13 protein-coding genes are annotated in these 12750 nt (G+C 66.1%); all 13 read left to right on the forward strand.

The window, feature by feature from the left end; genetic code table 11:
- The first annotated feature begins 51 nt into the window (after positions 1–51).
- The 13 genes from paaG to NRG23_RS04595 all read left to right on the forward strand — a co-directional run bounded on the left by paaG (position 52) and on the right by NRG23_RS04595 (position 12736).
- On the forward strand, positions 52–843 hold the full coding sequence (paaG, locus tag NRG23_RS04535) for a 2-(1,2-epoxy-1,2-dihydrophenyl)acetyl-CoA isomerase PaaG (protein WP_198918831.1): 792 nt from the start codon (positions 52–54) through the stop codon (positions 841–843).
- Between the two features lie 2 nt (positions 844–845).
- On the forward strand, positions 846–2363 hold the full coding sequence (gene paaH, locus NRG23_RS04540; protein WP_257373837.1) for a 3-hydroxyacyl-CoA dehydrogenase PaaH: 1518 nt from the start codon (positions 846–848) through the stop codon (positions 2361–2363).
- Positions 2356–2805: a hydroxyphenylacetyl-CoA thioesterase PaaI gene (gene paaI / locus NRG23_RS04545; RefSeq protein WP_257373838.1), complete on the forward strand. Its 450-nt coding sequence runs from the start codon at positions 2356–2358 to the stop codon at positions 2803–2805. Before paaH ends, paaI begins: the two co-directional genes overlap by 8 nt.
- Positions 2798–4003 carry a 3-oxoadipyl-CoA thiolase gene (gene pcaF / locus NRG23_RS04550; RefSeq protein WP_257373839.1) on the forward strand — a complete coding sequence of 402 codons (1206 nt, stop codon included), beginning with the start codon at positions 2798–2800 and terminating at the stop codon, positions 4001–4003. Before paaI ends, pcaF begins: the two co-directional genes overlap by 8 nt.
- A 102-nt stretch (positions 4004–4105) precedes the next feature.
- Positions 4106–5428 carry a phenylacetate--CoA ligase PaaK gene (paaK, locus tag NRG23_RS04555; RefSeq protein WP_257373840.1) on the forward strand — a complete coding sequence of 441 codons (1323 nt, stop codon included), beginning with the start codon at positions 4106–4108 and terminating at the stop codon, positions 5426–5428.
- 177 nt (positions 5429–5605) lie between these two features.
- The gene (paaA, locus tag NRG23_RS04560) at positions 5606–6595 is read left to right on the forward strand and encodes a 1,2-phenylacetyl-CoA epoxidase subunit PaaA (RefSeq protein WP_016704782.1); all 990 of its coding nucleotides are present in this window, start codon (positions 5606–5608) and stop codon (positions 6593–6595) included.
- Between the two features lie 65 nt (positions 6596–6660).
- Entirely contained in the window at positions 6661–6942 is a 282-nt protein-coding gene (paaB, locus tag NRG23_RS04565; RefSeq protein ID WP_007926505.1) for a 1,2-phenylacetyl-CoA epoxidase subunit PaaB, read from the forward strand.
- 8 nt (positions 6943–6950) lie between these two features.
- On the forward strand, positions 6951–7712 hold the full coding sequence (paaC, locus tag NRG23_RS04570) for a 1,2-phenylacetyl-CoA epoxidase subunit PaaC (RefSeq protein ID WP_028682385.1): 762 nt from the start codon (positions 6951–6953) through the stop codon (positions 7710–7712).
- Positions 7699–8232: a 1,2-phenylacetyl-CoA epoxidase subunit PaaD gene (gene paaD / locus NRG23_RS04575; protein ID WP_028682386.1), complete on the forward strand. Its 534-nt coding sequence runs from the start codon at positions 7699–7701 to the stop codon at positions 8230–8232. The genes paaC and paaD overlap by 14 nt, the downstream gene beginning before the upstream one ends.
- Before the next feature lie 24 nt (positions 8233–8256).
- Complete coding sequence (gene paaE, locus NRG23_RS04580; protein WP_257373842.1) at positions 8257–9333, forward strand: 1,2-phenylacetyl-CoA epoxidase subunit PaaE; 1077 nt, start codon at positions 8257–8259, stop codon at positions 9331–9333.
- A gap of 164 nt (positions 9334–9497) precedes the next feature.
- A complete protein-coding gene (locus NRG23_RS04585) occupies positions 9498–9806 on the forward strand; it encodes a DUF485 domain-containing protein (protein ID WP_009048869.1) in 309 nt (102 codons plus the stop codon).
- The gene (locus NRG23_RS04590) at positions 9803–11449 is read left to right on the forward strand and encodes a cation acetate symporter (protein ID WP_009048868.1); all 1647 of its coding nucleotides are present in this window, start codon (positions 9803–9805) and stop codon (positions 11447–11449) included. Before NRG23_RS04585 ends, NRG23_RS04590 begins: the two co-directional genes overlap by 4 nt.
- 33 nt (positions 11450–11482) lie before the next feature.
- Complete coding sequence (locus tag NRG23_RS04595) at positions 11483–12736, forward strand: OprD family porin (RefSeq protein ID WP_257373844.1); 1254 nt, start codon at positions 11483–11485, stop codon at positions 12734–12736.
- Positions 12737–12750: the final 14 nt, after the last annotated feature.

Here is a 12750-nt window from a genome sequence, read left to right on the forward strand (position 1 = left end):
GCCGCCGCAGCGGCCAACGACTCCCACGACCCGTCAGAGAGCGCCAGAACCATGAACTTCGAACATATCCTGTTTTCCGTCGAGGCAGGCGTCGCCCTCCTCAGCCTGAACCGCCCCGAGCAGCTCAACAGCTTCAATGCGCAGATGCATGGCGAGGTCCGCGAAGCGCTCAAGCAGGTGCGCGCCAATCCCGAGGCCCGGGTGCTGCTGTTGACCAGCGAAGGCCGTGGCTTCTGTGCCGGCCAGGACCTGAGCGACCGCAACGTCGCCCCCGGCGCGGAGGTGCCGGACCTGGGCGAGTCCATCGAACGTTTCTACAACCCGCTGATCCGCCAGTTGCGCGACCTGCCGCTGCCGGTGATCTGCGCGGTGAACGGCGTGGCCGCCGGGGCCGGGGCCAACATTCCCCTGGCCTGCGACCTGGTGCTGGCCGGTCGTTCGGCGAGCTTTATCCAGGCGTTCTGCAAGATCGGCCTGATCCCCGACTCCGGCGGAACCTGGACCCTGCCGCGCCTGGTCGGCATGGCGCGGGCCAAGGCCCTGGCCCTGCTGGGCAATCGCCTGACGGCCGAACAGGCCGAGCAATGGGGCCTGATCTATCGCTGCGTCGAAGATGCCGAGTTGCGTGACGAAGCCCTCAAGCTCGCACGCCACCTGGCCACCCAGCCGACCTACGGCCTGGCGCTGATCAAGCGCAGCCTCAACGCCAGCCTGAACAACAGCTTCGACGAACAGCTGGAACTGGAAAAAGACCTGCAACGCCTGGCCGGGCGCAGCGAGGATTACCGCGAAGGCGTGAGTGCCTTCATGGACAAACGCACACCGACCTTCAAGGGGCGCTGAACATGAGCGCACTGACACTCCAGGCCCGTGTCGCGGTGATCGGCGCCGGCGCGATGGGCGCCGGCATCGCCCAGGTCGCAGCCCAGGCCGGCCACCCGGTCTGGCTGCTGGACAACCGCCCGGGCGCCGCGGCGCAAGCCATCGCCGGCATCGACCGGCAACTCGCCAGGCGCGTGGCCAACGGCAAGCTCGACGCCCAGGCGCACAGGGCAACCATGGCCCGGTTGCAGGCCGCCGAATCCATCGAGCAACTGGCCGACAGCGAGCTGATCGTCGAAGCCATCGCCGAGAACCTCGAAGCCAAGCGTGAGCTGTTTCGCCAACTGGAAAGCCTATGCCGCGACAGTTGCATCCTTGCCAGCAACACCTCTTCGCTGTCGATCACCCGCATCGCCGCTGGCCTGAAGCATCCCGAACGCCTGCTGGGCCTGCACTTTTTCAACCCGGCGCCGGTCATGCCGCTGGTTGAGGTCGTCTCGGGGCTGGCCAGCGACCGGCAACTGGCGCAGCGCCTGTACGACACCGCGACAAACTGGGGCAAGAAGCCGGTGCACACCCGCTCCACCCCGGGCTTTATCGTCAATCGCGTGGCCCGGCCGTTCTACGCCGAAAGCCTGCGCCTGTTGCAGGAAGGCGCCAGCGACTGCGCCACCCTCGACGCCCTGCTGCGCGAAGCCGGTGGTTTTGCCATGGGTGCCTTCGAGCTGACGGACCTGATCGGCCATGACGTCAACTACGCAGTGACCCGCTCGGTCTTCGAGGCCTATTACGGCGACATGCGCTTTCAGCCGTCACTGATCCAGCAGGAACTGGTGGATGCCGGGCATTTCGGCCGCAAGAGCGGCCAGGGCTTCTATTCCTATGCCGAGGGCGCCGAACGCCCAGCCCCTGTCGAGCTGCACAGCGATCAGCCCATCGAACACTGTGTGGTCGAGGGCGACCTGGGGGTTGCCCAAGGTTTGCTGCAACGCCTGCGCGAGTCCGGCGTGCGCCTGGTCGAGCGTGACGGCCCTGGCCTGTTGCGGGTCGGCGACGCGGTACTGGCCGTCAGCGACGGGCGCCTGGCCAGCGAGCGCGCCCGCGACCACGGCTTGAGCAACCTGATCCTGCTGGACCTGGCCCATGACTATGCCAGCGCCGGTCGCCTGGCCATCAGCTGCTGCGCCGGCACCAGCCCACTGGCCCGCGACCAGGCGGTGGCACTGTTGCAACGCGCCGGGTTCAAGGTCAGCCAGCTCAGCGACAGCCCGGGGCTGCTGGTCCTGCGCACCGTGGCGATGCTCGCCAACGAGGCCGCCGACGCCTTGCTGCAAGGCGTGGCCTCGGCGGTGGACATCGACCTGGCGATGCGCGCCGGGGTCAATTATCCAGAAGGCCCCCTGGCCTGGGCCGACCGCCTGGGCCTGCCATGGGTGCTCGAGGTCCTGCAAAACCTGCAGGCCGCCTACGGCGAGGAACGTTATCGACCGTCCCTGCTGTTGCGCCGCCGGGTTGCCGAAGGGAGGACGCTGCATGCTTGATCACCCTGCCATGAGCCTGGCCAGCGCGTGCGCCCAGAGCCTGTTCAAACGCGACAACGCCAGCCAGGCGCTGGGCATGCGCCTGCTGTCGGTGGCGCCCGGCGCCGCCCGGCTGGGCATGAGCGTGCGCGAAGACATGCTGCAAGGCCACGGCACTTGCCACGGTGGCTTGCTGTTCACCCTGGCGGACTCGGCCTTCGCCCTGGCCTGCAATACCTACGACGAAGCCACGGTGGCCATCGGCTGCAGCATCGACTACATCGCCCCGGCCCGCCTCGGCGACACCCTGACCGCCGACTGCATCGAGCAAAGCCGCAGCGGCCGCACCGGCAACTACGACGTGCGGATCGAAAACCAGCATGGCGTGCTGATCGCCCTGTTCCACGGCAAATCCTACAAAGTGCGCGGCCCGGTGCTGCCGCAGGAGAACCCCAATGAATGACGCCCTGATCATCGATGCAGTCCGCACCCCCATCGGCCGTTACGGCGGCGCCCTGAGCAGCGTGCGCGCCGACGACCTGGGCGCAGTGCCGTTGCGCGCCCTGATGCAGCGTAATCCCGGAGTCGACTGGAGCCGGGTCGACGAAGTGATCTACGGCTGCGCCAACCAGGCCGGCGAAGACAACCGCAACGTGGCGCGCATGTCGGCGCTGCTCGCCGGGTTGCCGGTGGAGGTCCCCGGTACCACCCTCAACCGCTTGTGCGGCTCCGGCCTGGACGCCATCGGCACCGCCGCCCGCGCCCTGCGTTGTGGCGAGGCCCGGCTGGTGCTGGCCGGCGGCGTCGAATCGATGTCCCGCGCGCCGCTGGTGATGGGCAAGGCGCAGACCGCGTTTTCCCGCCAGGCCGAGCTGTTCGACACCACCATCGGCTGGCGCTTCGTCAATCCGCTGATGGAACAAGGCTTCGGCATCGACTCGATGCCGGAAACCGCGGAAAACGTCGCCGCGCAGTTCGGCATTTCCCGCGCCGACCAGGACACCTTCGCCCTGCGCAGCCAGCAGCGGGCCGCGGCGGCGCAAGCCAGCGGACGCCTGGCCAGGGAAATAGTCGCGGTGCCCATTCCCCAGCGCAAAGGCCCGCCGACCCTGGTCGAGCAGGACGAACACCCAAGGGGCGACACCACCCTCGAACAGCTGCAGAAGCTCGGCACGCCATTCCGCCAGGGCGGCAGCGTCACCGCGGGCAACGCCTCGGGGGTCAACGACGGCGCCTGCGCCCTGTTGCTGGCCGATGCAGCAACCGCACAATGCTACGGCCTCAAGGCGCGTGGTCGGGTGGTCGCCATGGCCACCGCCGGGGTCGAGCCACGGATCATGGGCATCGGCCCGGTGCCAGCCACGCGCAAGGTGCTGGAGCTGGCCCGGCTGAGCCTGGCGGACATGGACGTGATCGAACTCAACGAAGCGTTCGCCGCCCAGGGCCTGGCGGTGCTGCGCGAGCTGGGCCTGGCGGACGACGACGAGCGGGTCAACCCCAACGGCGGCGCCATCGCCCTGGGCCACCCCCTGGGCATGAGCGGCGCGCGCCTGGTGACCACCGCGCTGCACGAACTGGAACAACGCCGGGGTCGCTACGCCTTGTGCACCATGTGCATCGGTGTGGGCCAGGGCATCGCCCTGATCGTCGAACGAGTTTAAGACCAGATACACCCGCGCCCGGAGCCCCCGAGGGTATCCTGGGCGCAGGCACTCAGGAGCCGCCCACCGGCGGCTCGACACAACAATAATTCGAGTGAAGCCATGAACATGCCAATTGCCAAAGCCGTGCTTGACCCCCTGCTGGACCCGCTGGAAACCGCCAGCGTCGACCAGTTGCGCCAGCATCAGCTGGAACGCCTGCGCTGGAGCCTGAACCACGCCTACCGGAACGTGCCGCTGTACCGTCAGCGCTTCGACGCGCTGGGCGTGCACCCCGACGATGTGCGCAGCCTGGAGGACCTGGCGAAATTCCCGTTCACCAGCAAGTCCGACCTGCGCGACAACTACCCCTACGGCATGTTCGCCGTGCCGATCCAGGACGTGGTGAGGCTGCACGCCTCCAGCGGCACCACCGGCAAGCCGACGGTGGTCGGCTACACCCAGAACGACATCGACACCTGGGCCAGGGTGGTCGCGCGCTCGATCCGCGCCGCCGGCGGCCGACGTGGCGACAAGGTCCATGTGTCCTACGGCTACGGCCTGTTCACCGGCGGTCTGGGGGCGCACTACGGCGCCGAGCGCCTGGGCTGTACGGTGATCCCGATGTCCGGTGGCCAGACCGAAAAACAGGTGCAACTGATCAAGGACTTCCAGCCGGACATCATCATGGTCACGCCCTCCTACATGCTCAACATCGCCGACGAGTTCGAGCGCCAGGGCATCGATCCGCAAAAGCTCGCCCTGCGCCTGGGGATCTTCGGCGCCGAACCCTGGACCGCCGAACTGCGCAGCGCCATCGAGCAGCGCCTGGGCATCACCGCGCTGGATATCTACGGGCTCTCGGAAATCATGGGCCCCGGCGTGGCCATGGAATGCGCCGAGACCAAGGACGGGCCGACCATCTGGGAGGACCACTTCTACCCCGAGATCATCGACCCGGTGACCGGCCAGGTGTTGCCGGATGGCCAGATGGGCGAGCTGGTGTTCACCTCGCTGAGCAAGGAAGCCCTGCCGATGATCCGCTACCGCACCCGCGACCTGACCCGCCTGCTGCCCGGTACGGCGCGGCCCATGCGGCGTATCGACAAGATCACCGGGCGCAGCGACGACATGCTGATCATTCGCGGGGTCAACGTGTTCCCCACGCAGATCGAGGAGCAGGTGCTCAAGGTCCGGCAACTCTGCGAATGCTACGAGATCCACCTGTACCGCAACGGCAACCTCGACAGCGTCGAGGTGCATGTGGAGCTCAAGAACGAGCACCGACAGCTGGGCGACGAGCAGCAGAAAGCCATCTGCGACGAACTGAGCCGGCACATCAAAACCTACATCGGCATCAGCTCGCGTATCGTTTTGCGCCCAGCCTTTTCCCTCAAGCGCTCCGAGGGCAAGGCCAGCCACGTGGTGGACAATCGGCAGAAATAGGCCTTTCCAAGCTTAAAGCCCCGCTTCGGCGGGGCTTTTTTTGCCCGAGGGAAAACCCTTGCCGGGCAAAGCGATACAAAAACATATACGACACGTTATTTTGTGTTTGATATTTATTTTTGTATCACATATAAAGTTCTCCATGCCCAGGCAATCCTTCACGGCAGGAGACGCACCATGTACGCACAGCTGGTAGAGACCGGAGTCAAAAGCATCAAGCCCCGTTCGGAGATGTCCGAACAGGAACGTGCCTTCCAGGAAAAAATCGATTCGGAAATCAAGATCGAAGCCAAGAACTGGATGCCGGATGCCTATCGGCAAACCCTGATCCGGCAGATTTCCCAACACGCCCATTCGGAAATCGTCGGCATGCTGCCCGAAGGCAACTGGGTAACCCGCGCCCCGACCCTCAAGCGCAAGCTGCAACTGATGGCCAAGATCCAGGACGAAGCCGGCCACGGCCTGTACCTGTACAGCGCGATGGAAACCCTGGGCGCCGACCGCGACGAGGAAATCGCCAAACTGCACAGCGGCCGCGCCAAGTATTCGAGCATCTTCAACTACCCGACGCTGAACTGGGCCGACATGGGCGCGGTGGGCTGGCTGGTGGACGGCGCGGCGATCGTCAATCAGGTGGTGCTGCAGCGCACCTCCTACGGCCCCTACTCCCGGGCCATGGTGCGCATCTGCAAGGAAGAAAGCTTCCACCAGCGCCAGGGTTACGAAATCCTCCTGACCCTGATGCGCGAGGGCAACCAGGCGCAGAAGGACATGGTCCAGGACGCCATCAACCGCCTGTGGTGGCCGGCCCTGATGATGTTCGGCCCCAGCGACGAACACTCGCCCAACAGCGCGCAGTCCATGGCCTGGAAGATCAAGCGCCAGAGTAACGACGAACTGCGCCAGCGCTTCATCGACCAGACCATCCCGCAGCTGGAACTGCTCGGCTGCACCTGCCCGGACCCGGACTTGAAGTGGAACGCCGAACGCGGCCACTACGACTTCGGCGAGATCCAGTGGGACGAATTCTACGAAGTGCTCAAGGGCAACGGCCCGTGCAACCAGGAACGCGTCGCCACCCGGCGCAAGGCCATCGAGGATGGCGCCTGGGTCCGCGAAGCCGCGGTCGCCCACGCCCGCAAGAAAGCCAATAAAAACGCCGCGTGAACCCTGGCCGCGGCAACCCGCGGCCAGGGCCACAGCGCTTCAGCCCCTGATGTGGAGTCACCCTTATGTCTGAATGGACCCTCTTCGAAGTCTTCGTGCGCAGCAAGCACGGGCTCAACCACAAGCACGTCGGCAGCGTGCATGCCGCCGACAGCGCCATGGCCATCGAGAACGCCCGCGAGCTCTACACCCGCCGCAGCGAAGGCGTGAGCCTGTGGGTGGTGCCCTCGGCGCTGATCGTCGCCTCGTCCCCGGATGAAAAGGACCCGCTGTTCGACCCGGCGGACGACAAGGTCTATCGCCACGCCAGCTTCTACGAGCTGCCGGCCGAAGTCGGGCACATGTGAGGTCGACCATGAACACGCAAAACGAATTGATCCAGTACCTGCTGCGCCTGGGCGACAGCGCCCTGGTCCAGGGCCAGCGCCTGTGCCAGTGGTGCGGCCGCGCGCCGGCCCTGGAAGAAGAACTGGCGCTGATGAACGTCGGCCTCGACCTGGTGGGCCAGGCCCGCAACTGGCTGGACTACGCCGCCGAACTGCTGGACGACGGCCGCGACGCCGACCACCTGGCGTTCCGCCGCGACGAGCGCGCCTATCGCAACCTGCTGCTGGTGGAGCAGCCCAACGGCGATTTCGCCGTGACCCTGCTCAAGCAGTTTCTCTACGACGCCTGGCACCTGGAAGTGCTCAAGGGCCTGGCCCGGTCCAGCGACGAGCGCATCGCCGGGATCGCCGCCAAGGCGGTGAAGGAAGTCACCTATCACCTGCGCCGCTCCAGCGAATGGGTCGAGCGCCTGGGCGACGGCACCGAGCACAGCCACCAGCGCATGCTGGAGGCGATCCCCCTGCTCTGGCGCTTCACCGTCGAACTGATCAGCGGCGACGACAGCGAAAACCACCTGCACGACGCCGGCCTCATCGCCGACCCCGCGCAGGTCGCCAGCGCCTGGCAGGCCACGGTGACGCGGATCTTCGCCAGCGCCACCCTGCCCCTGCCAGCGCCCCCCAGCCATTTCTACCTGGACGCCCGCCGCGGCCTGCACAGCGAACACCTGGGCATTCTGCTGGCGGAAATGCAGGCACTGCCACGAGCGTACCCCGATGCAACCTGGTGAGCTGATTTCCAGCGACCGTGGCGCCCGTGCCCTGCAACCGGGCGACCTGGAGGCGGCCTGGAACATCCTCGGCGCGGTCATGGACCCGGAGGTGCCGGTGGTCAGCGTGGTGGAGCTGGGCATCGTCCGCGACCTCGGCTGGCACGACGGCCACCTGCAGGTGGTGGTCACCCCGACCTATTCCGGCTGCCCGGCCACCGAGGTGATCGAGGGCGATATCCGTGCCGCCCTGGAACTCGCCGGGTTTCCCGCGCCCCGCCTGCAACGCCGACTGACCCCGGCCTGGAGCACCGACTGGATCACCGCCAGCGGCCGCGAACGGCTGCGGGCCTACGGCATCGCCCCGCCTGTGGGCAGTAGCAGCAAGCGCAGCCTGCTGGGCGAAAGCGCTGCCATCTGTTGTCCGCAATGTGGCAGCAGCCACACCGAACAGCTCAGCGAGTTCGGCTCGACCGCCTGCAAGGCGCTGTATCGCTGCCGGGACTGCCTGGAGCCGTTCGACTATTTCAAGTGCATCTGACGCCGTGTCAGTGGGAGAACAACCATGAGCAAATTCCACAGCCTGACCATCAAGGATGTGCGCAGCGAAACCCGCGACGCGGTGTCCATCGCCTTCGAGATTCCGCAGCACCTGCAGGACAGCTTTCATTTCACCCAGGGCCAGCACCTGGTAATGCGCACCCAACTGGATGGCGAGGAAGTGCGCCGCTCCTATTCGATCTGCGCCGGGGTCAACGACGGCGAGCTGCGCATTGCCGTGAAGCGCGTGGCCGGCGGGCGCTTTTCGGCGTTCGTCAATGACCGGCTCAAGCCCGGGCACTGCCTGGACGTGATGCCGCCCGCCGGGCACTTCCATGTCCAGCTCGACCCCGTGCGCCATGGCCAGTACCTGGCGGTGGCGGCCGGCAGCGGCATCACGCCGATCCTGTCGATCATCAAGAGCACCCTGGAAACCGAGCCCCACAGCCGCGTCACCCTGCTGTACGGCAACCGCGCAAGCTCCGCCGCCCTGTTTCGCGAACAGCTGGAAGACCTGAAGAACCGCTACCTGCAACGCCTGAACCTGATCTTCGTGTTCAGCCGCGAACAGCAGGACATCGACCTCTACAACGGCCGGATCGACGCCGACAAATGCGCCCGGCTGTTTTCCCGCTGGCTCGACGTCAAGGCCCTGGACGCCGCCTTCATCTGTGGCCCGCAGGCGATGACCGAAACCGTGCGCGACAGCCTGAAAGCCCACGGCATGGCCGCCGAGCGCATTCACTTCGAGCTGTTCGCCGCCGCTGGCAGCCCGCACAAGCGCGAGGAGCGCGAGGCGGCCCGGCAGCTCGATGCGGCGGTCAGCCAGATCACCGTGATCAGCGACGGTCGCGCCCTGGCCTTCGACCTGCCGCGCAACAGCCAGAGCATCCTCGATGCCGGCAATGCCCAGGGCGCCGAGCTGCCCTATTCGTGCCGCGCCGGGGTGTGCTCCACCTGCAAGTGCAAGGTGATCGAAGGCGAAGTGGAAATGGACAGCAACCACGCCCTCGAGGACTACGAAGTGGCGGCCGGGTACGTACTGTCGTGCCAGTCGTTCCCGGTCAGCGACAAGGTGGTGCTGGACTTCGACCAGCTCTGACCTGTGGCCGCTGCCGGAGGCTGCGATAAGACCGAAGGCCTTCAGCGATCTTAAGACCGTGCGCCCGCTTCGCGGTCGATCGCAGCCTCCGGCAGCGGCTACAGAAGCAAAAGAACCACACCGCGTTTCAACCAAAACAAAAACAACATCAAGAGAGCGCTCCCATGACCCCGCAAGACATCGAACAGATCCGCCAGCACCCCGACTTCGTCCAGCTGGTGCGGCGCAAACAGAACCTCTACTGGTCCCTGACCCTGGCCATGCTGGTGATCTACTACGGCTTCGTGCTGCTGGTGGCGTTTTCCCCCAGCACCCTGGGGCGCTCGCTGAGTGGCGGGGTGACCACGGTCGGCATGCTGGTGGGCGTGGCGATCGTGCTGCTGGCCTTCGCCCTCACCGGCTTTTATGTCTATCGCGCCAATAACGTGATCGACCCGCTGAACGAAAAGCTCAAGCAGGAGTGCGCCCAATGAAGCGCTTATTGGCGTTGTTCGCCCTGCCGTGCGTGTTCGCCACCGACCTGGCGCTGGCCGCCGAAGGCAGCGCCCGCCCCTTGAACTGGAACGCCATCGGCATGTTCCTGGTGTTTGTCCTGTTCACCCTCGGCGTCACCCGCTGGGCCGCCCTGCGCACCCGCTCGGCCAGCGATTTCTATACCGCTGGCGGCGGCATGAGCGGCTTGCAGAACGGCCTGGCGATCGCCGGCGACATGATCTCCGCGGCGTCCTTCCTGGGCATCTCGGCGATGATGTTCCTCAACGGTTACGACGGCCTGTTGTACGCCCTGGGCGTGCTCGCCGGCTGGCCGATCATCCTGTTCCTGATCGCCGAACGCCTGCGCAACCTGGGCAAGTACACCTTCGCCGACGTGGTGTCCTACCGCCTGGAGCAGACCCCGGTGCGCCTGACCTCGGCCTTCGGCACCCTGACCGTGGCCTTGATGTACCTGGTGGCGCAGATGGTCGGCGCCGGCAAGCTGATCGAACTGCTGTTCGGCATCAGCTACCTCTACGCGGTGATGCTGGTGGGCGTGCTGATGGTGTTCTACGTGACCTTCGGCGGCATGCTCGCCACCACCTGGGTGCAGATCATCAAGGCGGTGATGCTGCTGTTCGGCACCAGCTTCATGGCCTTCATGGTGCTCAGGCATTTCGGCTTCAGCACCGAGGCGATGTTCGCCGGGGCCAGCGCCGTGCATGCCAAGGGCAGCGCGATCATGGCCCCCGGCGGGCTGCTGTCGAACCCCATCGATGCCATCTCCCTGGGCCTGGGCATGATGTTCGGCACCGCCGGCCTGCCGCATATCCTGATGCGCTTCTTTACCGTCAGCGACGCCAAGGAAGCGCGCAAGAGCGTGTTCTACGCCACCGGCTTCATCGGCTACTTCTACCTGCTGCTGATCGTGGTCGGCTTCGGCGCGATCGTCATGGTCGGCACCGACCCGGCGTTCCGCGACGCCAACGGCGCGATCATCGGCGGCGGCAACATGATCGCCGTGCACCTGGCCCAGGCGGTGGGCGGCAACCTGTTCCTCGGCTTCATCTCGGCGGTGGCCTTCGCCACCATCCTCGCGGTGGTCGCCGGCCTGGCGCTGTCCGGCGCCTCGGCGGTGTCCCACGACCTGTATGCCTGCGTGCTGCGCAAGGGCCAGGCCAGCGAGCAGCAGGAAATGCGCGTGTCGCGCATCGCCACCCTGTGCATCGGCGTGCTGGCGATCGTCCTCGGCCTGCTGTTCGAGTCGCAGAACATCGCCTTCCTGTCCGGGCTGGTGCTGGCCATCGCCGCCTCGGTGAATTTCCCGGTGCTGTTCCTTTCGATGTTCTGGAAAGGCCTGACCACCCGCGGCGCCGTGACCGGCAGCCTGGCCGGGCTGGTGTCGGCGATCGTGCTGCTGGTGCTGAGCCCGGCGGTCTGGGTCAACGTGCTGCATCACGAACGGGCGCTGTTCCCCTACTCCAACCCGGCGCTGTTCTCCATGAGCCTGGCGTTCTTCAGCGCCTGGCTGTTCTCGGTGACCGACACCTCGGCGCGGGCCGAACTGGAGCGTGGTCGCTACCTCGCGCAGTTCATCCGCTCGATGACCGGCATCGGCGCCTCCGGCGCCAGCAAACACTGAACCCGTTCCGATCGATGACAGGGAATAACAACAATGAACCCCGTTTCCATCGCCTCACCGAAACACCTGCTGCCGGCCATGGCCTCGCTGGGCCTGGGCCTGCTCACCTGCAGCGTACAAGCCAACTTCATCAGTGACAGCAAGGCACGGATCGAAATGCGCAACCACTACATCAACCGTGACTTCCGCCAGGCCAACGCCGCGCAGTCCAAGGCCGAGGAATGGGCCCAGGGCTTCACCGCGCGGATCGAGTCCGGCTACACCGAGGGCACCCTGGGTTTCGGCCTGGATGCCCTTGGCGAGCTCGGGCTCAAGCTCGACTCCAGCCCGGATCGCCGTGGCACCGGCCTGCTGCCGTTCGGCCCCAACAGCCACGAACCGGCGGACGAGTTCAGCGAACTGGGCCTGACCAGCAAGCTGCGCCTGTCGAAAAGCGTCTTGAAGATCGGCACCCTGCAACCGCTGCTGCCCGTGGCGACGTACAACGACACCCGCCTGCTCGGCTCGACCTTCCAGGGCGGCCTGCTGACCAGCCAGGAAATCAGCGGCCTGACGGTAAATGCCGGGCGCCTGACCGAAGCCAACCTGCGCGATTCCTCGAGCAACGACGACATCGGTTATGGCGCCGCCCGCAGCGATCATTTCGACTTCGCCGGCGCCAGCTACGCCTTCAGCCCGCAACTGAGCCTCAGCTATTACTACGGCAAGCTCGAACAGATCTATCGCCAGCACTACCTCGGCCTGCTGCATACCCAGCCCCTGGGCGGCGGCTTCAGCCTGCGCAGCGACCTGCGCTACTTCGACAGCCGTGGCGACGGCGCCGAGCGTGCCGGGCGGATCGACAACCGCAACTTCAACAGCATGTTCAGCCTGATCAAGGGCCCGCACAAAATCAGCGCCACCTGGCAGCAGCTGTCCGGCGACAGTGCCTTCCCGTTCCTCAACGGCGGCGATCCCTACGTGGTCAACCTGGTGACCTACAACACCTACACCCGCGCCGAGGAAGACTCCTGGCAGCTGCGCTACGACTACGACTTCGCGGCCATGGGCCTGCCCGGCCTGACCTTCATGACCCGCTACACCGACGGCCGCCACGTCAAGGCGGGCGCTGTCGACAACGGCCGCGAAACCGAACGCGACACCGACATCACCTACGTAATCCAGAGTGGACCGCTGAAGGACCTGAGCCTCCGCTGGCGCAACGTGACCTTTCGTTCGGGCAACGGCCTGGCCACCGACCTCGACGAGAACCGCCTGATCCTCGGCTACACCCTGGCTCTTTGGTAAACCCCGCCGGCGCG

The sequence above is a fragment of the Pseudomonas sp. T8 genome (genome assembly GCF_024610635.1).
Taxonomy (GTDB): Bacteria; Pseudomonadota; Gammaproteobacteria; order Pseudomonadales; family Pseudomonadaceae; genus Aquipseudomonas; species Aquipseudomonas chlororaphis_I.